At 38.7% G+C, this 21,443-nt stretch carries 16 protein-coding genes, 2 tRNA genes, 1 riboswitch and 1 other annotated feature; of the genes, 2 read left to right on the top strand and 16 right to left on the bottom strand.

The window, feature by feature from the left end:
* Positions 1 to 235 precede the first annotated feature (235 nt).
* A tRNA-Asp gene (locus NXS11_RS02910) sits at positions 236 to 309 on the bottom strand.
* 6 nt (positions 310 to 315) lie between these two features.
* Positions 316 to 390 (bottom strand) — tRNA-Glu (locus NXS11_RS02905).
* A 105-nt stretch (positions 391 to 495) separates the two neighbouring features.
* Here NXS11_RS02905 and NXS11_RS02900 point away from each other — a divergent pair.
* Positions 496 to 1,389, top strand: a complete 894-nt coding sequence (locus NXS11_RS02900) for a YitT family protein (protein WP_259198498.1) — start codon at positions 496 to 498, stop codon at positions 1,387 to 1,389.
* A 347-nt stretch (positions 1,390 to 1,736) separates the two neighbouring features.
* Here the strand turns inward: NXS11_RS02900 and NXS11_RS02895 are convergent, their stop codons facing one another.
* The 10 genes from NXS11_RS02895 to hutH form a co-directional block, all read right to left on the bottom strand.
* The gene (locus NXS11_RS02895) at positions 1,737 to 3,023 is read right to left on the bottom strand and encodes an adenylosuccinate synthase (RefSeq protein WP_259198497.1); all 1,287 of its coding nucleotides are present in this window, start codon (positions 3,021 to 3,023) and stop codon (positions 1,737 to 1,739) included.
* Positions 3,024 to 3,310: 287 nt separating this feature from the next.
* Entirely contained in the window at positions 3,311 to 4,711 is a 1,401-nt protein-coding gene (dnaB, locus tag NXS11_RS02890; RefSeq protein WP_259198496.1) for a replicative DNA helicase, read from the bottom strand.
* A 133-nt stretch (positions 4,712 to 4,844) separates the two neighbouring features.
* On the bottom strand, positions 4,845 to 5,291 hold the full coding sequence (rplI, locus tag NXS11_RS02885) for a 50S ribosomal protein L9 (protein ID WP_259198495.1): 447 nt from the start codon (positions 5,289 to 5,291) through the stop codon (positions 4,845 to 4,847).
* The gene (locus tag NXS11_RS02880; protein ID WP_259198492.1) at positions 5,288 to 7,255 is read right to left on the bottom strand and encodes a DHH family phosphoesterase; all 1,968 of its coding nucleotides are present in this window, start codon (positions 7,253 to 7,255) and stop codon (positions 5,288 to 5,290) included. The genes rplI and NXS11_RS02880 overlap by 4 nt, the downstream gene beginning before the upstream one ends.
* Before the next feature lie 11 nt (positions 7,256 to 7,266).
* Positions 7,267 to 8,172 carry a DUF2232 domain-containing protein gene (locus NXS11_RS02875; RefSeq protein ID WP_263009891.1) on the bottom strand — a complete coding sequence of 302 codons (906 nt, stop codon included), beginning with the start codon at positions 8,170 to 8,172 and terminating at the stop codon, positions 7,267 to 7,269.
* A gap of 235 nt (positions 8,173 to 8,407) precedes the next feature.
* Positions 8,408 to 9,373, bottom strand: a complete 966-nt coding sequence (gene metX, locus NXS11_RS02870; RefSeq protein ID WP_259198489.1) for a homoserine O-acetyltransferase MetX — start codon at positions 9,371 to 9,373, stop codon at positions 8,408 to 8,410.
* A 75-nt stretch (positions 9,374 to 9,448) separates the two neighbouring features.
* Positions 9,449 to 9,550: riboswitch (SAM riboswitch) on the bottom strand.
* Between the two features lie 385 nt (positions 9,551 to 9,935).
* Positions 9,936 to 10,265, bottom strand: a complete 330-nt coding sequence (locus NXS11_RS02865) for an AzlD domain-containing protein (protein WP_259198486.1) — start codon at positions 10,263 to 10,265, stop codon at positions 9,936 to 9,938.
* Positions 10,262 to 10,954 (bottom strand): AzlC family ABC transporter permease, encoded by a 693-nt coding sequence (locus NXS11_RS02860; protein WP_259198484.1) that lies wholly within the window; start codon positions 10,952 to 10,954, stop codon positions 10,262 to 10,264. The genes NXS11_RS02865 and NXS11_RS02860 overlap by 4 nt, the downstream gene beginning before the upstream one ends.
* Positions 10,955 to 11,304: 350 nt before the next feature.
* A complete protein-coding gene (serS, locus tag NXS11_RS02855; protein WP_259198483.1) occupies positions 11,305 to 12,585 on the bottom strand; it encodes a serine--tRNA ligase in 1,281 nt (426 codons plus the stop codon).
* Between the two features lie 80 nt (positions 12,586 to 12,665).
* Positions 12,666 to 12,865: a binding site (T-box leader), on the bottom strand.
* 49 nt (positions 12,866 to 12,914) lie between these two features.
* A complete protein-coding gene (gene hutH / locus NXS11_RS02850; RefSeq protein ID WP_259198481.1) occupies positions 12,915 to 14,417 on the bottom strand; it encodes a histidine ammonia-lyase in 1,503 nt (500 codons plus the stop codon).
* Between the two features lie 214 nt (positions 14,418 to 14,631).
* Here hutH and NXS11_RS02845 point away from each other — a divergent pair, with 214 nt between their 5' ends.
* Positions 14,632 to 15,444, top strand: a complete 813-nt coding sequence (locus NXS11_RS02845) for an NAD(P)H-hydrate dehydratase (RefSeq protein ID WP_259198480.1) — start codon at positions 14,632 to 14,634, stop codon at positions 15,442 to 15,444.
* Between the two features lie 70 nt (positions 15,445 to 15,514).
* Here the strand turns inward: NXS11_RS02845 and gyrA are convergent, their stop codons facing one another.
* Genes gyrA through yaaA form a run of 4 tightly spaced genes read right to left on the bottom strand, consistent with a single transcriptional unit; the run spans position 15,515 to position 21,396 of the window.
* Complete coding sequence (gyrA, locus tag NXS11_RS02840) at positions 15,515 to 18,097, bottom strand: DNA gyrase subunit A (RefSeq protein ID WP_259198479.1); 2,583 nt, start codon at positions 18,095 to 18,097, stop codon at positions 15,515 to 15,517.
* A gap of 36 nt (positions 18,098 to 18,133) precedes the next feature.
* Positions 18,134 to 20,065 (bottom strand): DNA topoisomerase (ATP-hydrolyzing) subunit B, encoded by a 1,932-nt coding sequence (gene gyrB / locus NXS11_RS02835; RefSeq protein ID WP_259198478.1) that lies wholly within the window; start codon positions 20,063 to 20,065, stop codon positions 18,134 to 18,136.
* Between the two features lie 12 nt (positions 20,066 to 20,077).
* On the bottom strand, positions 20,078 to 21,193 hold the full coding sequence (gene recF, locus NXS11_RS02830; RefSeq protein WP_259198477.1) for a DNA replication/repair protein RecF: 1,116 nt from the start codon (positions 21,191 to 21,193) through the stop codon (positions 20,078 to 20,080).
* Positions 21,190 to 21,396 (bottom strand): S4 domain-containing protein YaaA, encoded by a 207-nt coding sequence (gene yaaA / locus NXS11_RS02825; protein ID WP_306345060.1) that lies wholly within the window; start codon positions 21,394 to 21,396, stop codon positions 21,190 to 21,192. Before yaaA ends, recF begins: the two co-directional genes overlap by 4 nt.
* Between the last annotated feature and the right edge of the window lie 47 nt (positions 21,397 to 21,443).

The following is a 21,443-nucleotide window of genomic DNA, read 5'->3' as shown; positions in this document are numbered from 1 at the left end:
TAAAATAGGCTCTACATCTTTTATGGTGGGATGGCATGACTCAGCCATTCTGCCTTTTGCTTTTTAGTATGCAAAAAGCGCTCATGCCTCTATAATTTTAAGTGCCGAAACCCAAATTAAAGGAGACATAACGCGCCTATGTGTAGTGATATCTTAAAATGACTCAAAATTAAAGCCATAAAACTTTATATTTTCATATAATAAAAAAAGCTCACCCGATTGGGTGAGCAATTAGCGGTCCCGACGGGAATCGAACCCGCGATCTCCTGCGTGACAGGCAGGCGTGTTAAACCGCTCCACTACGGGACCATCACATGGTGACTCCTACGGGACTCGAACCCGTGTTACCGCCGTGAAAGGGCGGTGTCTTAACCGCTTGACCAAGGAGCCGTTCTTTAACACAAAAATTATTATAGCATCGTCTTATGCTGTTGACAAGATTTTTTTATATTTTTTTGTATAATTTTTTGTATACGATTAAAAGGGGGACAATTTATGGATGTAACAGAACAACAAACTGTATCTTATAGGAAAGAAAAACCGCGTCGTACAAGCTATTTTATCAAAAGATTTTTCTTTATTACGCTTGGTGCCGTACTTATGGGCGTGGCTTTAGAACTCTTCCTAGTACCCAATCATTTGCTTGATGGTGGAATTGTCGGTATTTCAATCATTCTATCTCATCTCACAGGATTCAATCTTGGGCTTTTTATCTTTGTATTAAACCTACCCTTCTTCTTTTTAGGGTATAAACAGATAGGGAAAACATTTGCTATTTCTACTATTTATGCAATTACTATTTTATCTATCTCTACCGTACTGCTCCATCCGATTGATCCAGTAATTGACGAGAAGTTCTTAGTCACTATTTTTGGTGGTGCTGTACTTGGTATTGGTGTCGGAATTGTGTTGAGATATGGTGGATCGCTTGATGGTACTGAAATATTATCTATTCTCGTGCAAAATAAAGTCCCTTTCTCTGTAGGTGAAATCGTGATGATTATCAACTTTTTCATCTTTGCAGCGGCAGGCTTTGTCTTCACATGGGAAAATGCACTTTTCAGTGTTGTTGCTTATTTCATTGCATCTAAAATGATTGATACCGTACTTCTTGGTTTTGATGAATCCAAATCCGTATGGGTTATCAGCGATTCATATAAAGATATTGGTGAAGCCATCAATTCACGTCTCGGTCGTGGCGTTACTTATTTAAAAGGTGAAGGTGCTTATACAGGCGAAGATAAGCGTGTTATCTTTTGTGTAATTACACGTCTTGAAGAGGCTAAGTTAAAAGACATTGTTATGGAAATTGATGACCGTGCCTTTCTTTCTATCGGTAATGTATCAGAAGTTCGTGGCGGTAATCATAAAAAACGCGATATTCATTAAAGCGAATCTATTTACATATTTATGACTTAAGTACGTTAGGTAGTAAATATGTAAGTAGATTTTTATATCAAAAAACTGGGATGTTAGGCTGTTCATCTTCTGTAGTGAAAAGAGTTTAGTCTTGTTTATATTGTAGTTCCAGTTAGGTTAAATAGCCGCCTTTTATTTAGCGTACAGTCATGTGATTGTACGCTTTTTGCATACTAAAAAGAAAAAGGCAGAATGGCTAAGTCATGCCATTCCACCATAAAAAATATAGAATCAAAAAGCCTGAGATAATAAAACCTCAAGCTTTCCAAAAGTAAGTCTACCCGCAGTATTGCCGGTAGACTTACCACACATTTATATTATACCCATAATTGCTCTACAACATTAGTTTGATTACGATCTGGACCTACTGAGAAGATCGAAATATGTACGTTACATAGTTCTGAAATACGCTCTAAATAACGACGCGCATTATCTGGTAATTCGTCTAGTGTACGTACGTTTGTAATATCTTCTGTCCAGCCTGGTAACTCTTCAAAAATAGGTTTACAACGTTTTAAGTCATTTAAGTTTGCTGGATACTCTGTAATTTCTTTGCCATCTAACTCATAAGCTGTACAAATCTTAACTGTATCTAAACCAGTCAAAACATCGATTGAGTTAATAGATAAGTCTGTAATACCACTTACACGACGAGAATGACGTAATACAACTGAGTCAAACCAACCAACACGACGTGGACGTCCTGTTGTTGTACCGTACTCACGACCAACCTCACGAATATGATGACCATCTTCATCAAATAACTCTGTCGGGAATGGACCATCTCCAACACGTGATGTATAGGCCTTACATACACCTACAACTTTAGATACGTTTGTTGGTCCTACACCAGCACCTACTGTTACATTCCCTGCAATCGGATTACTTGACGTAACAAATGGATAAGTACCATGGTCAATATCCAACATAACACCTTGTGCACCTTCAAAAAGAACTCGCTCTTTCGCAACGAATGCATCATCTAAAACTTTAGCTGTATCTGTTACATATGCCGCTAAACGTTGACCAGCTGCGTAATATTCTTCAAAAATTTCTTCAAACGTTGGTGCTGTCTCATTAAACATACCTTTGAAATAATCGTTTTTGTATGCCAAATTTTCTTTTAAACGCTTCTCAAATACTTCTTTGTCTAAAAGATCTGCCATACGGATACCAATGCGCTGTGCTTTGTCTACGTATGCTGGGCCAATACCTTTTTTCGTTGTACCGATTTTATTATCGCCACGACGTGCTTCCTCAAGCTCATCTTGTTTCAGATGGTAAGGTAAGATAACGTGTGCACGGTTTGAAATACGTAAATTATCTGTTGCAATACCACGTTCATTCAAAGCATCTAATTCTTTTAATAATGCAACTGGGTCTACAACAACACCATTACCGATAACAGACAACTTCTCTTTGTAGAAAATACCAGATGGCACTAAATGCAATTTGTATGTTTCACCGTCAAACTTAATTGTGTGACCTGCGTTATTACCACCTGAAAAACGTGTAATCACATCTGCTTGTTCTGCTAAAAAGTCCGTAATCTTACCTTTACCTTCGTCTCCCCATTGTGTCCCAACTACTACGATTGATGACATAAGAGCACCTCCAAGTTTTCTCAATTAACCAAATGTATTCTACCAATAACTCGGCATGAATGCAAATGAAAAAACGAACATTCATCTCAAACACTAATTATATCTAACTATTCATTAAAGGATAGTCTGAAACCGTTGAAATAATGCGTTTTATAGCTAATCTAGCAAATATTAGATACACTTAAAATCCTAACTTAATACAAAAAAAGCCTCTAAATACAACACAAAAACCGTACTATAGTGAGGAACGAGTTTTAAAAGTACGGTTTTTAATAAATTTTATTTTTTTATGCCATATCGGCATGTGCATAATCGATATCAGTGAATTTGTTGTATTGTTTCATAAAATGCAGCTTCACTGTACCAGTTGGACCGTTACGCTGCTTGGCGATGATAATTTCTATCTCACCATTTTCATCGTTGGTTTGTGGTTCAAATCCGGCATCGTCATCATCTTCGTCACCATCGCCTCGATTATAATAGTCATCACGATAAAGGAAGGCAACAATATCGGCATCTTGCTCGATCGAACCTGATTCACGAATATCACTCATCATTGGGCGTTTATCTTGTCGTTGCTCCACACCACGTGACAACTGACTCAATGCAATGACGGGACATTCAAGCTCACGCGCAATCGCTTTTAACATACGTGAGATTTCAGAGACTTCTTGTTGTCGGTTGTCTGACAAGCGTGACCCGCTACCTTGAATTAACTGTAGATAGTCAATTACAATCATATCTAAGCCATGTTCTTGTTTTAAACGTCGACATTTGGAACGAATATCAGTTATCCGAATTCCAGGTGTATCATCTATAAAGATTTTTGTACGTGATAGCTTACCGACAGCGACAGTAAAACGATTCCAGTCTTCTTCGGTCATCGTTCCTGTTCTCAAGCGATTAGAGTCTACGTTACCTGAGCTACAAATCATACGTGTCGCTAACTGATCGGCGCCCATCTCAAGTGAAAAGATACCAACTGTATAGTTATCTTCATGTGTCGCTACTTTCTGTGCAATATTAAGTGCGAAGGCAGTCTTACCTACTGATGGACGTGCCGCTAAGATAATTAAATCATTACGATTAAAACCCGCTGTCATCTGATCCAAATCTCGATAGCCTGTAGGTATACCTGGTGTCTGCCCACTGTTCTGATCTAGCTGTTCTGCATTCTCATAGACTTGTCCTAATACATCACGAATATCTTTGAACCCATCGCTTTCACGTGTAGAAGACAATTCCAGAATGCGGCGTTCTGCATCATTTAATATCGTATCAAGATCCAGTTCGTCATTATAGCCATCACTTGCGATACTATCCGCTGTATGAATCAACTTTCGCTTCAACGCATCTCTAAATACCACATTCGTATAGTACTCAATATTACGCGTTGTAGGTACACTAGACGTAATCTCTGCTAAATATTGAACGCCTCCCGCTTCATTCACCACACCATCCTGCGTCAGACGATCCAGTACGGTTACAATATCGATCTCATTACCATCTTCATTTAGATGCATCATGGCACGGAAAATATGTTGATGTGGCGCACGATAAAACGATTCAGGCAATAAGACTTCTTGCGTTGTTGAAATCAACTCTGGATCTAAAAAAATCGCACCTAACACAGATTGTTCTGCTTCATTACTATGTGGCATCTGATTATGTTCGAACATACCATCCATGCCAACAACCTCCTTTGAATTCATTCCCTACACTCTTATTTCCACATTGCTCATGTTGATATTGGGCATATACAAAAGATGAAAGCTGGAACATGTCGATATGCCCCAGCCTTTAACACGCTCCATCACGCTATTATTGTTCTACTGTATGAACACGAATCGTACCTTCTACATCTTTGTGCAATTTCACTGGTACATTGGTATAACCTAAAGCGTGAATACCGTTTGGTAAGTCCATTTTACGCTTATCTAACTTGATATCGTGTTGTTTATTTAACGCTTCAGCAATTTGTTTAGTACTGATTGAACCGAACAATTTGCCACCTTCACCAGATTTTGCTTTCACTTCTACTTCTAATGTTGCTAATTTTTCTTTTAACGCTTTTGCATCTTCAAACTCTTGTTGTTTCTCTTTTTCAATGCGCTTATTTTTTTGTTCTAGTTGTTTCAAGTTTCCAGGTGTCGCTTCTACCGCATAACCATTCTTGATTAAAAAGTTATTAGCATAGCCTACAGGTACATCCTTAACGTCACCTTTTTTACCTTTACCCTTAACATCTTGTGTAAAAATTACTTTCATGCTTCGTCACTCCTATCAATTTGTTCAGCAATTGCCTCTCTCAATCGCTGAATTGCTTCTTCTACTGTCACATTCTTAATCTGTGTCGCTGCATTGGTCAAGTGTCCACCACCACCAAGTGCTTCCATTGTTAATTGTACATTAAATGCACCAAGCGAACGTGCTGACATTCCTACCAAGTCATCTTCTCGTCTAGCAACGACATATGAGGCTTCCACACCATCTAAACTCAATAATTCATCAGCTGCTTGTGCGACAGTTACCGGATGATATTTTTTGTTATCCGCACCATACGCAATTGCAATGCCATTCTCTTGTAACATCACTGTACGAATCAGTTCTGAACGATTGATGTATGTCTCAATATCATCTTTTAAGAAATGCTGTGTGAGAATAGTATCTGCACCGTGTGCACGTAAATAACTCGCCGCATCAAATGTTCGAGACCCTGTACGTAATGTGAAGTTTCGGGTATCGACAATAATACCTGCGTACATTACTGTTGATTCAAGTCGTGTTAGACGTTGTTCAGTCGGTTGATACTCGAGTAGCTCTGTTACTAACTCTGCTGTTGAACTTGCATATGGCTCCATATATACAAGCAATGGGTTTGAAATGAAACTATCACCTCGACGATGATGGTCGATAACCACTTTACGATTCGCTTTGTTAAGAATATTTTCATCAATAACCATTTCTGGTTTATGTGTATCAACAATCACCAATGTCGTTTTAGATGTCATCATATTCCACGCATCATCCGATGTAATGAAACGCTCTTTCAACTCAGGTTTTTTATTAATTTCATTCATCACCCGCTGCAATGTTGGATCGATATCTGTGTCATTCAATACAATATAGGCATCTAAATTATTCATCATTGCAAAGCGAGTCACACCGATTGCTGCCCCGATAGCGTCAAGGTCTGGACGCTTATGTCCCATTACAATAACCTTATCGCCTTCTAACAAAATATCTTTCAATGCATGTGAAATCACACGTGCACGGACACGCGTACGCTTTTCCATAGGATCCGTCTTACCGCCATAGAAACGAACGTTACCGTTAATATTTTTAATTGCCACTTGGTCACCACCACGTCCTAAAGCCAAGTCAAGACCGGATTGTGAAAGTTCACCAAGATCAATTAAGTTTTCAGACCCTTCACCCACACCGATACTTAGTGTCAACTGTGCACGGTAACCGCTACTTTTTTCACGTAACTCACTTAAAATATCAAACTTATCTTCTTCAATTTCACGCAAAATACGTCTGTTCAAATATGCCACGAACTGATCTGAGCTGTATCTCTTAAAATAAACATTATGTGCTTGAGCCCAACGACTGATGACACGCGTTACCATAGAGTTAATCTCTGAACGCTGTGTATCATTCATATTTTGCGTAATTTCATCATAATTATCTAAGAACAGCGTTGCGATAATTGGTTGTTGGTCTTCATATTCACGACGAATTTCTGTCTCTTCTGTCATATCAAGAAAATACAACATTTTCTCATCTTCTGAATACTTCACACGATATGTGTATACGCCATCTTGAAACTCAATCTCTTTCGCTTTTTCTAACTGCTTCAAAATATTTGGATATACTTCATTAATTGGATCAGAGATTACATTGCGGTCAATTCGATTCGTCATAAACGGATTAACCCACTCAATCTGTTCTGCCTCATCTAATACGATTAGACCCATCGGCATGGATTGAACAGCACGCTCACTTCCCAATGAAATCTTGCCACTCAAGTTATCTATGTAGCGATCAAAATGCCAATACACACGTCTCAGAAGCACTGCGCCAACAATCAAGACCAACAGTAATCCTATTCCAGCGATCAGCGCATACATCTTGTTGAATAACAACAGTACGCCTACACTAATGATTGCAGCAAGTGTCATCAATAAAAAGGGCACAACCAATGCTTTCTTTATGGCATGACGATTCATTTTGTCACCTCTTATCGTTTATTAATCATACTTTTCAAGTTCAAACCTATATCTAACAAACCTAACAAGCGTGTTAACGGATAGAAAATAATACCTAATGTCACAAAAATAATTGACAGGCTAATATGCAGACGATTCACTACACAAACGTAATGAATAAAACTCAGTCCTTGAATCACAAGTAAAAAGCCTAATACTATTTGAAAGTTAATACTAATACTGTTCATCGTCGTTGCAGGCTCTGTTACAATACCTACCAATAATGCAATCGCATAAATAATAAAAATAGAGCGTTGCATATGCCATAGAAATAGCGGTCTAAAAACAGGCGTTGCAACCTTAAATTTACGCAAAATAGGACAAATAATAATAAGTGTCACAAACATAAAAATAGCTACAGCAACAACAAGCAACCCTGGAATCTGAATGGCAAGCTGCTGAACAGAAGCATTCAGAACCTCTTGTGATGCTTTATCCAAGTCTTGTAAAGCAATTGTTTGGTCAACAACTGTTTGATAAGGTTCTAAAAGTTCATGTGCATACGGTAGTTGTTGCGTACTTTGAAGAATCATTATAATACCTAACATTAAGGTGCTCGCAACTAATGTCGACATGTATAAGATACGCTCTTTTGAAGCACGCATTTGTAGCATACGCCCAATCAATGCGCTAATCGCAAAAATAATAACCATAAAACTCATCGTAGCGACACTACCTGTTAATGTCGCAAATATAAATACAATCAAGGCACTTAAACCGAACGAATAAATCGAACGATGCCACAATATAATGCCTGGGAGTGTCGCAAATAACGCCACAATCAATCCCAATAGCGGAATGAAGTGTACCACTAAGATGACCAACATCCATGCTAAGGTACATAGAATCATTGGTTTAAACTGTATTTTTGAAAACAATAACGCCACTTCCAAACTAATTTATTTCTATATAATCTTTATTTTACAGACTTTGTAACGTGAATACAATGACTTGCACCGATATGCTATGAAGCAGTACCTCTATTATGCTACTGTCTATTTCTATCAAAAAGGTAGGTGACATAGCTGAGCTCAAAAATTGTTTTTCAAATCAAAATCGCTTCTTAATCATCATTCCTTTGATTATAACAAAATGTCTAATATCCGTCTAAGTTTAGCGACGAAAACGCGAAACTTTTAAAAAATGATATAAATAAGGTGCCCAATCATTAAAATTAAGTAGGAAACCATCGTGTCCTACATTGTCTGGTACGAAGAAATGACGATGATAGCGAAAATGCTCACCCACTGCTGCAACTTGATCATCTGGATATAACAAATCATCAGCAAAACCAATTGTTAATACTTTAGTGTCTAACATGCGATAAACCGCACTTACATCCGCACGATTGCGATATATATCATGGCTATCTAAGACGTCCAGCAGTGTTAAATAGCTGTTCAAATGGAAGGACTGCTTAAACTTATTTCCTTGATACTTCTGATAAGTGACCACTTCATCTGGTGTAAAACGTGCTTCATAACTTTTAGACGACCGGTATGTTAAAAAACCTAGTTGTCTCGCAATGCTCAATCCCTCCGCTCCACCTATATGAATCGCTTGGCGGGCAATTTCATTAAATGCACGACTATACGAGGACGTCTTCGCTGTAGCTGCTAAGATAACTGCTTTTTTGACATCAAATTGGCGATTATATAACAGTTCCATTACTTGCATACCTCCGAGAGAAGCGCCTATCAAAATATCAATTTTGCTATATCCAAGCGCTTTCACTCCTAGCTCAATGGCGCGCACAATGTCTCGAATCGTCAATCGCTTTGGAAAATTATCATCCGTAACACATGAACTAGAACCAAAAGGACTGCCAATCACATTAAACGTTAAAAACTGATAATCGTGAAAAGGAATGTACCCACCGTCAATAATTTCCCGCCACCATCCAGGTGCATCATCTGTCCCGTACGTCAAATGATTGCCAGTTAACGCATGACATACTAACACAAGTGGCTGTCCTTTATAACCAACATATTCATAACGTAATTGCAAGTCTGCTATCGTTTCTCCCGACTCTGTTGTAAATGCACCTAAATGCAACGTGTCTACAATATAGTTCATCATTTTATGTGACCTCCTTTATATAATAAAAGACCGTACCATTGAACCAACAACGATACAGTCTTATAACGTATGTATGACTTATCATTCGACTTTAATCGTTGGTTGTAGCACCGTACTTAATATAAGTGGTTGCTGAAGCTTCAATGGGCCAAATCCCTCGGCTTCTCTTAATAAGTTTTTAATATTCAGATTAATTTTATGATACATGATTCCTATTCATAGCACAATACTTAACACTTCACTGTTTTTCACATACTTCTAGTATATTTGAATCTTATTTGGTATAAACTCAACTTATATTTTAGCTCTCTAAAACCGCTGTCAACATTTTAAACATCGATATCCCAACTTTACATTTTATTAAAGACCTATATACAATGGCCATAGCGTAATATATAGCTCTATCACAAATGTTTGACTAAGTCACTATATAACGAGTTTGGATACATGCCACTTTCCAAAAGATACTATTTATACTGACAAACCAGAGCGGAAGCAAAGACGAATCTTTCTTCTACTCTGATTTCGGCATAGCTTAACGCAATGATGAAAAGACATCCTATCAAAATAGTGTTGCCAATCTTAAGACTGCTACTGTAATCATTCCCACAATCACTGTCATAGTTAAGCTACGTGTGCGTAATGCAATCAATATTGTTGGGATTAAAGCGATGATAAAGATCCAATTGAGCGAATAACCAAAAACCCCTTCTTGTTGTTGAATCAAACCATCTACAACAAGTGCTGTAAATAGCGTAATTGGAATAAAAGATAGCCATTTGATAACCTTCTCTGACAGTTCCATCCGCGATATAAGTATAAGTGGCAGAACGCGTACTAATAATGTCACAAGACTCGATAATATGATAGTAATCATTATGTAAAAAGTCATTTATCCATCACCATCCCTAACGTAGCAGTTAATGTCGCAGCAATAATAATTACCAGATATGATGGCATAAAGAGACTTAACATAAGCATCAAAATAATAACAACACACATGAGCCATAAATATAGACGCAGTTTCGATTGCTGTAATCCCTCAAATTGGGCTACTGTCAAAAAGATAAACATTCCCAAAATAGCATAGTCTAATCCAAACGCTTCCGGCTGACTGACAAACTCTCCAAACACACCACCTAACACTGATGTTAATATCCAGAATAGATAAGCTGTAATATTTAACCCATGCATCCATTGTCGACTGATTGTTTCACCCTTGGAATACGGCGTAATAGCAACCCCAAATGTCTCATCCGTTAACAATGCCCCTATCCCTAATCGATGCAATAATGATTCATACTTGAAACTCGGTGCCAACGTCATACTTAATAAAAACATGCGACTATTCACAATTAGTGTTGTCAATACAATAATCCAAACTGGCGTATGCACGACCATTAAGGCAATTATAATAAATTGAGATGCACCCGCATATATTAGGATGGATAATAATGCAATTTCCAAGAGATTAAACCCTGAAGCAATGCCTACAACGCCAAATGAAAATCCAATACCTACATAACCTAGTAGCGTCGGTAAGCAATCTTTAATGCCTTGCTTAAAAGTCATATACGCCATAATTCCCATCCTTTCATAAAAAATTAAATTTATTATATTACAAATAAAAAATGAAATCCATATGATTAGACAACCCTCACACTGACCAAACACAAACGAACGTCTAAAAACACTGTTACTGCAACTTATTTTTTTATCAAATTTTCTGACAAATAATTAGAGAGGGCTGTCTAAAATAAAGAAATTCTATATCTTTTATAGTGGGATGGCATGATGAGCAATTCTGACGTTTTCTTTAATAGGTACTTACCATCTATAGCCAAACAAAAAGACCTCTTAAAGCGAGAGAGAAGATCGACTTTAAAAGGTCTTATATTAATCTATTTAGAGAGAAAAATTGGTACCATTAATTATTTAGGTTCAATAACTGTTTGTCCACCCATGAATGGCACAAGTGCTTCTGGAATTGTGATTGAACCATCTTCATTTTGATAATTTTCAACAATTGCTGCAAACGTACGACCTACTGCTAATCCAGAACCATTCAATGTATGTGCATACTCAGGTTTTGCATCTTTGTCGCGTTTGAAGCGGATATTTGCACGACGCGCTTGGAAATCAACACAGTTTGAGCAAGAGCTGATTTCTTTATAGTCGTTATAGCTTGGTAACCATACTTCTAAGTCATATGTCTTACTTGAACCAAAGCCAATGTCTCCAGTACATAAGATAACACGACGGTATGGTAAGCCTAACTCTTCAAGAATTGCCTCTGCGTTACCTGTCATTTCTTCTAAAGCATTCCAAGAGTCTTCTGGTTTTTCGATGCGTACCATTTCAACTTTATCAAATTGGTGAAGACGGATTAAGCCACGTGTATCACGACCAGCTGATCCTGCTTCACTTCTGAAACATGCTGATTGTGCAGTAAACTTTTCAGGTAACACGCCTGGTTGAATTACTTCATCACGATAGTAGTTAGTTAGTGGCACTTCTGCTGTTGGAATTGTATAAAAACCTTCTTTTTCTACTTTGAATAAATCTTCTTCAAACTTAGGTAATTGCCCTGTTCCATACATCGCATGACGGTTCACAAGTTGTGGTACCATCATTTCTGTATAACCATGTTGTGTCGTATGTTTCGTTAACATATAGTTCATCAACGCACGCTCTAACTTTGCACCTTCATCTGTAAGGAATACGAAACGTGCTCCTGATACACGTGCTGCACGTTCGAAGTTTGCCATACCTAAGTTTTCTACAATATCCCAGTGTGCTTTCGCTTCAAAGTCGAACTCACGTGGTGTACCCCATTTTTTTAATTCAACGTTTTCAGTATCGTCTGCACCTTGTGGCACATCGTCGTGAATTAAGTTAGGAATGCGTGATAATTTATCTTGTAAGGCATTGTCTACTTCTTTAAGTTCTGCATCAATTGCTTTTACTTTATCTCCCGCTTGACGTTGCAATTGAATTGCTTCGTCAGCATCTTCGTTGTTGCGTTTCTTTTGTGCAATCAATTCAGAAGCTTTGTTACGCTCTGCTTTTAACTCTTCCGTTTGTTGAATAAGCTCACGACGTTTTTTATCAAGTGCTAAGACTTCATCGACAACAGCCGCATCATCTCCACGTAATTGAATCTTTTCTTTAACTTTTTCAGGCTCATTTCTGAATAATTTAATGTCTAACATATTTTGACATCCTTTCATTGTTTAATAGTGAGATATATTTAGGGGACACCAAAGAAAAATAAAAAACCACATCCCTCATTACAAGGGACGTGGTTTTACGCGTTGCCACCCTATTTAACAAGCATATTAAAAATACACTTGCGCTCTACAAAAGTTAACGGTTTCACCCGAATTGTTCTTCATGTGTGGGTAGATTTCATATCTTCATCAAATGTTTGTTCACACCAACCACAAACTCTCTGTAAGGAATCGGATACTACTTAGTCCACAAACAATTAAATATCTGAAATTTACTTATAATATAGCAGAGTATTTTTCGTTTTGCAAGTCTAATCCTGATAAGAAACTTTTTGTAGATAATTTGCCACATGCGTAATATCTTTGTGGAATTGTCTATCTTCTGTAATAGATGGAACAATTTCACGCAACTTATCATATTGTGCACGTGTCTTAGGCGAGAGACCATCGAGACCTCTTAACTCAACAGCTTGCAACGCGATAATAGCTTCTATTGCTAGTACACGACGAACATTTTCTAATATTTGATAACCGTGTCTTGCCCCAATTGTCCCCATAGATACATGATCTTCTTGATTGGCAGATGACGGTATTGAGTCTACACTTGCTGGATGTGCCAATGTCTTATTCTCTGATACAAGGCTTGCTGCAACATACTGCATAATCATAGCCCCACTTTGCAAACCAGGTTCTGGACTTAGAAAAGCTGGTAATCCTCCATTTAATTGTGGATTAACGAGTCGCTCTAGACGTCGTTCTGAAACATTACCTAGCTCACTCATACCTATTTTTAAGAAATCTAGCGCAAAAGCAACTGGCTGTCCATGAAAATTACCACCGGAGATAACTAATCTCTCATCTCCATCATCAAAAATCAATGGATTATCATTCGCTGCATTCATCTCACATTCTAACTTCTCTCTTACATAATTAAATACTTGAAAACTTGCACCATGAATTTGCGGAATACAGCGTAACGTATAAGGATCTTGTACACGTAATTCTCCTTGTTTCGTCGTTAGCTTAGAACCCTCTAGCCAGTCTAACATCCGTCTTGCTACTGCTGTCTGCTCAGGAAAATTACGCACTTTATGTATCGCAGGATGATACGCATCTGTAATGCCTCTGAGGGCTTGATGGGTAAGTGCTGCAATCCATTCTGCTTGATAGCCAAGACTCTCCGCTTCGATCAACGTTATCACACCTTGTGCAGTCATTGCTTGCGTCCCATTAATTAACGCTAAACCCTCTTTCGCTTGTAATGCGATGGGTGCTCTTCCTAAGCCATTTAAAACATCTAAACTGTCTAAAACTTGACCTTGATAATATACTTCTCCTTCGCCTATCAATGCTAATGCTAGATGCGAAAGGGGCGCCAAATCACCGGAAGCGCCTAAAGATCCTTGCTGTGGAATCACAGGAATAATGCGTTTATTGATAAAATATTGTAACTGTCTTATCAAATCAATTGTTGCTCCTGAGTGCCCCTTGAGCAACGTATTCAATCTTAATATCATCATGACTAATGCAACATCTTGACTGAATGGTTCCCCTATACCACATGCGTGAGAGCGTATCAAATTGACTTGTAACTCATTATATTTTTCTGCATCAATTAATACATCACTGAACAATCCAAAGCCTGTAGTAATCCCATAAATTGTTTCTTTATTAGCAATAATACGTTCAACTGTTGCACGACTTGCTTGAACGCGTTCTAACGCATCTTCAGTAATGTCTACAATTCCTTCTTGATGCAAAAATGTACGAATATCATCAATGCGCAATTGCTCTCCAGTTAAATATAAAATCATTAACTTACAACCCCTTCATTATGTGATATCATCCTCTTTCAGTATAAAATCAAGGTATGAAACACACAATAGTTGTCACAATATTCGTTATTAGGTAGCGCATTACTAAGCTAGTGTGTTAAAACGACTTATTTTATCTATTGACGAATAAGTATCACACGTATATCATATCTTGTTGTAATAATGGAAATACCAGATAGGAGGTTCTTGCTCTATGGAAATATTGTCGGATGTTAAAATACCGAAACGCAAAGAAGATACACACAAAGGTGACTATGGACGCATTCTACTTATTGGAGGCAATGCTACTTTAGGTGGTGCAATCATGCTAGCTGCTCGTGCATGTGTATACAGTGGGAGCGGTTTAATTACGGTAGCAACACATTCAACGAACCATGTCGCACTCCATTCGCGTTGTCCGGAAGCAATGGTTATTGATATTAATGATACGAAAAAACTCACAAAAGTCATTGAACAGTCTGACTGCATCTTAATTGGCCCTGGTTTAGGACTTGATTTTAAAGGGAACAACGCAATGACATTCTTACTACAAAATATCCAGTCACACCATACATTAATTGTTGATGGTGATGCGATATCTATTATGAGTAAGCTCAAACCAGACATCCCACCTTGTAAGATTATCTATACACCTCATCAAAAAGAGTGGGAGCGTCTGAGTGGTATCCCAATAGATGAACAAACATATGAACGTAATCGTGCAGCTGTTGATAAAATTGGTGCAACGGTCGTCTTAAAGAAACACGGTACTGAAATTTTCTTTAAAAATAATGAATATAAGCTAGAAATTGGTACACCTGCCATGGCAACAGGCGGCATGGGTGATACACTAGCTGGAATGATTACAAGCTTTATTGGACAATTCGATGATACAATTGATGCAGTAACCAGCGCTGCGTACACACATAGTTATATTGGAGAAAAACTCTCTAAAGACATGTATGTGGTACCACCGTCCAAAATAATTGATGAAATTCCATTTGCTATGAAAGCATTAGAACAATAAAATAATAAAAAAAGTCTCGCATACACTATAAAACGTTAAGTATATGTGAGACTTTCTTTTTCTCGATTACCTATTCATTTTCATTGGCAATGTCTTCTTCAACACGTGCCATAAAATCTTCTCTTAAGCTTTCTCGTCCTTCATCATCTACATCTTTTGTTTCAATATCTTTAGATGCGCTTCCGTCTTGTTCATCTACTTCTAAGTCGTCAGGCTCTTGTTTAACCTTAGCTACCGTTGAAACAAACTGATTATCGTCTAGGCGAATCAGGCGTACCCCTTGCGTATTACGTCCATTAACAGAAATATCTTCCACTTCCATACGAATGATGACACCGTGATCTGTAACAACCATCACGTCTTCATCACCTTCAACAGTCGTGATACATACCAGCTTACCGTTACGCTCTGTAATATTTGCCGTTTTGACACCCATACCTCCACGACGAGATAGGCGATATTCTCCAATCGGTGTTCGCTTACCATAGCCTTTCTCTGTTACGACAAGAATCTCATCTGTATTGTCTTCGTCAGCGACACCTAAGCCAATAACTTCATCATCTCCACGCAACGTTATGCCTTTCACACCCGCTGCAATTCGACTCATCGCACGAATATCTGATTCTTTAAAGCGAATGAGTGCAGCTTGAGCCGTCCCGATAAGGATATGCTTTTGACCATTTGTCAGACGTACTGCAACGAGCTCATCGTCATCTCTGAACTTAATAGCAATCTTACCGTTTTTATTAATACGATTAAAATTACTCAATGCAGAGCGTTTAACCAAACCTTTTTTCGTTACAAAAACTAAGAAATCCGCTTCAGAGTTTAGATCTTTAACTGCAATCATTGTACTAATGACTTCATCATTCTCTAGTGCGATCGCATTGACTACTGGAATCCCTTTAGACTGACGGGAGAGTTCCGGCACCTCATAACCTCTTAATTTGTATACACGTCCTTTATTCGTAAAGAACAACACATCATCATGTGTACTCGTTGTGACCAGTTGGCTCACGAAGTCGTCTTCAAGCGTATTCATACCTTGAACGCCACGACCTCCTCTGTTTTGTGCACGATATGTCGATACAGGAAGGCGTTTGATATAGTTGTTATGACTTAATGAGATGACAATCTGTTCTTCAGGTATTAAGTCTTCATCTTCAAGGTTATCAACGCCACCCAATTGAATCTCTGTGCGGCGCTCATCACCATATCGTTCCTTAATCTCCGTTAACTCCTCACGAACAAGTGCCAATAACTTGTCTTCGTCTGCTAGAATCTCTTCTAACTCAGCAATATAAGCAATCAACTCATTATATTCATTCTCAATTTTGTCACGTTCTAAGCCTGTCAAACGACGCAAACGCATATCTAAAATAGCTTGTGCTTGGCGCTCTGATAATGAGAAACGTGTTTGTAAACTATCCATCGCAACCTTATCTGTCTCAGATTCACGAATGATCGTAATAATCTCATCAATATGATCCAATGCAATACGAAGACCTTCAAGAATATGCGCGCGATCTTTTGCTTTACGTAAATTATAGGCTGTACGACGACGAACCACTTCTTTTTGATGTTCTAAGTAGTGATATAATGCTTCTTTTAACGTAATCAATTGAGGTCGACCATTCACTAAAGCAATCATATTAACACCAAATGACGTTTGTAACGGCGTTTGTTTGTACAAGTTATTCAATATAACACTTGCATTGGCATCTTTACGAATATCAATAACAATACGCACTCCCGTACGCAAACTTGTCTCATCACGCAAGTCTGTAATGCCTTCTATTCTCTTGTCTCGCACAAGGTCTGCTATTTTCTCAATCATACGTGCTTTATTCACTTGATATGGTATTTCTGTCACAACAATACGTTCGCGACCGCCACCACGGGATTCAATCTCTGCTTTAGCACGCATAATGATAGAGCCACGACCTGTTTCATATGCTCGGCGGATACCACTCTTACCGAGAATCAATCCAGCCGTAGGGAAGTCTGGCCCTTGAATATCCTCCATCAATTCTGCTGTTGAAATATCCGGATTATGACTTAGACTTAACACCCCGTCAATCACTTCAGACATATTATGTGGTGGAATGTTAGTTGCCATCCCTACTGCAATCCCTGACGCACCATTCACTAATAGATTGGGGAAGCGAGATGGTAACACGCTTGGTTCGCGTTCGTTACCATCGTAGTTATCAATAAAGTCAATCGTGTCTTTATTAATGTCTCTTAACAGTTCCAAAGCAATCTTCGTCATACGTGCTTCAGTATAACGCATTGCGGCAGCACCATCACCATCCATTGAACCAAAGTTCCCTTGACCATCTACCAGTGGATAACGGTAGCTGAAATCTTGCGCCATACGTACCATCGCTTCATAAATTGATGAGTCACCATGCGGATGATATTTCCCCATAACATCCCCAACGATACGCGCTGACTTTTTGTACGGTTTGTCTGGCGTCATACCCTGTTCGTTCAAACCATAAAGTATACGGCGATGTACCGGCTTCAGACCATCTCGTACGTCTGGCAATGCACGAGATACGATAACACTCATGGCATAGTCTAAAAATGATTCTCGCATCTCTTTGCTGATATTCCGTTCATTAATTCTTGATTCAGATGTTTCAGCCATCAAGATATCCTCCTTCTTATTTTTCAAGTGTATCTGTTAGAAATCCAAGTTCGCATATACAGCGTTATCTTCAATGAATTGACGACGATTCTCAACGACATCACCCATTAACATCTCAAACGTCTGATCCGCTTCAATCGCGTCGTCTAACGTCACTTGTAGCATTGCACGATTTTCTGGATTCATTGTAGTTTCCCAAAGTTGATCTGCGTTCATTTCACCCAAACCTTTATAACGCGCAATCGACCATTTTGGTGTTGGGTTAAGTGTTTCTTTCAACTTATCTAGTTCGCGGTCATTAAACACATAATGCTTCTGTTTACCTTGTGTCAGCTTGTACAATGGTGGTTGTGCAATATATACGTAACCTGCTTCAATCAACGGACGCATAAAGCGATAGAAGAACGTCAGCAATAACGTTCGAATATGCGCACCATCAACATCTGCATCAGTCATGATAACGATCTTATGATATCTCGCTTTTGAAATATCGAATTCGCCACCAATGCCTGTACCAAACGCCGTAACCATTTGACGAATTTCATTGTTGTTTAATATTTTATCTAGACGTGCTTTTTCTACGTTTAAAATCTTTCCACGCAATGGCAAGATTGCTTGAATACGTGAGTCACGTCCTGACTTTGTAGACCCCCCGGCAGAGTCACCCTCTACCAAAAAGATTTCACTTTCTGACGGATCTTTACTTGAACAATCTGCAAGCTTACCAGGTAAACTTGAGATATCCAAAGCTGTTTTACGACGTGTCACTTCACGTGCTTTTTTCGCTGCAATACGTGCGCGAGAGGCCATAATACCTTTCTCAACGATTGTGCGAGCAACTTGTGGGTTCTCAAGTAAGAATCGTTCGAATAACTCAGAGAATACACGATCAACAATTTGACGTACTTCTGAATTTCCTAACTTCGTCTTCGTTTGCCCTTCGAATTGTGGGTCTCCATGTTTAATTGAGACAACTGCAGTTAAACCTTCGCGTGTATCTTCACCAGAGAGGCGCTCCTTGTCTTCTTTAATAATTTTGGACTGTAACCCATAACTATTAAGAACGCGTGTCAGAGAGCGTTTAAAGCCGTCCTCGTGCGTCCCACCTTCGTAAGTATGGATATTATTCGCATATGTCAATAAATTGGTCGCATAGCCACTGTTATATTGCAGTGCGATTTCCACTTCAACATCATCTCGTTGCTCATGGACATAGATAGGTTCTGGGTGTATCGGCTCTTTCTTCTCATTGATGAGTTCAACGTATGACTTAATGCCACCTTCGTAGTAATAAGTATCTTCACGAAGCGATTCATCATCGCGCTCATCTCTCAATGTAATCTCAATGCCTTTGTTCAAGAATGCTAACTCTCGGATACGTTTTTGTAATGTTTCATAATCGTATACTGTCGTTTCTTGGAAAATCTCTGCATCTGCCTTGAAACGAATGACTGTTCCTGTTTGGTTGGTGTCATCAATTTGCTTTAAATCAAATTTTGGAACGCCGCGTTCATATGCTTGGTGATGTATGCGCCCATCTCGATGCACATAAACTTCAAGTGTCTCACTGAGTGCATTTACTACGGATGACCCCACACCATGTAAACCACCTGAAACTTTATAACCGCCGCCACCGAACTTACCACCCGCATGGAGCACTGTAAGAATGACTTCAACAGCTGGACGTCCCATTTTTTCTTGAATATCAACTGGAATACCACGACCATTATCCGTTACTTTAATCCAATTATCTTTTTCGATGACTACTTCAATCTTATCCGCATATCCAGCGAGTGCTTCATCAATACTGTTATCTACAATTTCCCATACGAGATGATGCAGACCACGTTCTGAAGTTGAACCGATATACATCCCCGGGCGCTTTCGTACCGCTTCAAGGCCTTCTAATACCTGAATCTGACTCGCACCATAGTTTTCTGTGTTGTTCACATCAGCCAATGCTTCCACCTTCACTTTCTGCTATTTCTTAATATTTCCTTCTTCAATTTGATACACTTTAGCATCCTTCATAATCTCATGATCGATACCGTCTACTGACGTCGTTGTTACAAATGTCTGCACTTTATGCTGTATCGTACTCAACAAGTGTGTTTGTCGAGAATCATCTAACTCACTTAAAACGTCATCAAGTAACAAAATGGGGTATTCCCCCACTTCTTGATGCATTAATTCAATTTCTGCCAACTTGATTGAAAGTGCTGTTGTACGTTGCTGACCTTGAGAACCGAATGTTTGCGCATCCATCTCATTGACATTAAACCCTAAATCATCACGATGTGGCCCTTGCATGCTAACACCCCGCTCTATCTCTTTTGTCAGCGAGGTTTGAAGTAGCTCAAACACTTCATTGATTAAGTCGTCCTCATCTTGCGGGGTGTCTTGTAATTTAATACTCGGTATGTAACGCAGCGTGAGTGTCTCTTTGCCATTCGTTATTCCCGAATGTATCGGTGCTGCAAGTTTTTCAAGTTCTTCAATAAATCGCTGTCTTCTTAATGTCACTTTAACCGCATACGTCGCAAACTGCTGATTCAATACCTCTAGCATTGTTGTATCTTTTTGTCGTTTGAGTTGCAATTGTTTCAAATAATGATTGCGCTGTTTTAGTATGCGCTGGTATTGTGATAAATCATTGAGATAAAGACTTGAGATCTGCCCGAGCTCCATATCGATAAAGCGACGTCTCACTTGAGGTGATCCTTTTACAATATTGAGATCCTCTGGCGCAAATAAAACAACATTGAGATGCCCAATATATTGTGTCAAACGACTTTGCTCTAGGTGATTCACCTTGGCTTTTTTACCCTTTTTCGTAATAAACATCGTCAGCTGCATATTGCCATATCTGAAGCTCAGTTCACCTTCTATTTTAGCATATTCCTCACCAAAGCGAATAAGCTCCCTATCGTTCGTTGTTCTATGACTTTTCGCTAAGGCCAATGTATAAATTGACTCAAGTAAGTTGGTTTTTCCCTGTGCATTCTCTCCAATGAGTATGTTGACTTCCGGATGACATTGCAATAATACTTGTTCATAATTCCGGTAGTTTTCTAACTGGAGTGTTTTTAACTTCATTGCGCACCAATTTTTATGACATAAGATCCCACTTCAGGTATCTCAATCACATCGCCATCATTGAGCTTCTTGCCTCGGCGTGTTTCGAGTGTGCCATTCAAATATACTTCATACTCTTGCAAAAACCATTTTGCTTGGCCACCTGACTCAATAATGCCTTCATAATTCAAAAACTGACCCAATGTCAGCATGCTATCGACCATAACTTCTTCAGCCAAAATTTATCACTCCATTCGTAATTGCTCATCTA

This window comes from Staphylococcus americanisciuri, assembly GCF_024814435.1.
Lineage (GTDB): Bacteria > Bacillota > Bacilli > Staphylococcales > Staphylococcaceae > Staphylococcus > Staphylococcus americanisciuri.
The sequence above is the reverse complement of the archived record's forward strand: the minus strand, read 5'-3'. Positions and strand labels throughout refer to the sequence as shown.

Coding starts and splice junctions, on each gene's coding strand:
- rplI (WP_259198495.1), bottom strand. CDS start 5,291: ATGAAAGTAATTTTTACACAAGATGTTAAGGGTAAAGGTAAAAAAGGT.
- NXS11_RS02880 (WP_259198492.1), bottom strand. CDS start 7,255: ATGAATCGTCATGCCATAAAGAAAGCATTGGTTGTGCCCTTTTTATTG.
- NXS11_RS02865 (WP_259198486.1), bottom strand. CDS start 10,265: ATGACTTTTTACATAATGATTACTATCATATTATCGAGTCTTGTGACA.
- NXS11_RS02900 (WP_259198498.1), top strand. CDS start 496: ATGGATGTAACAGAACAACAAACTGTATCTTATAGGAAAGAAAAACCG.
- NXS11_RS02860 (WP_259198484.1), bottom strand. CDS start 10,954: ATGGCGTATATGACTTTTAAGCAAGGCATTAAAGATTGCTTACCGACG.
- gyrA (WP_259198479.1), bottom strand. CDS start 18,097: ATGGCTGAAACATCTGAATCAAGAATTAATGAACGGAATATCAGCAAA.
- serS (WP_259198483.1), bottom strand. CDS start 12,585: ATGTTAGACATTAAATTATTCAGAAATGAGCCTGAAAAAGTTAAAGAA.
- NXS11_RS02845 (WP_259198480.1), top strand. CDS start 14,632: ATGGAAATATTGTCGGATGTTAAAATACCGAAACGCAAAGAAGATACA.
- NXS11_RS02895 (WP_259198497.1), bottom strand. CDS start 3,023: ATGTCATCAATCGTAGTAGTTGGGACACAATGGGGAGACGAAGGTAAA.
- recF (WP_259198477.1), bottom strand. CDS start 21,193: ATGAAGTTAAAAACACTCCAGTTAGAAAACTACCGGAATTATGAACAA.
- hutH (WP_259198481.1), bottom strand. CDS start 14,417: ATGATTTTATATTTAACTGGAGAGCAATTGCGCATTGATGATATTCGT.
- dnaB (WP_259198496.1), bottom strand. CDS start 4,711: ATGGATGGTATGTTCGAACATAATCAGATGCCACATAGTAATGAAGCA.
- metX (WP_259198489.1), bottom strand. CDS start 9,373: ATGATGAACTATATTGTAGACACGTTGCATTTAGGTGCATTTACAACA.
- yaaA (WP_306345060.1), bottom strand. CDS start 21,396: ATGGTCGATAGCATGCTGACATTGGGTCAGTTTTTGAATTATGAAGGC.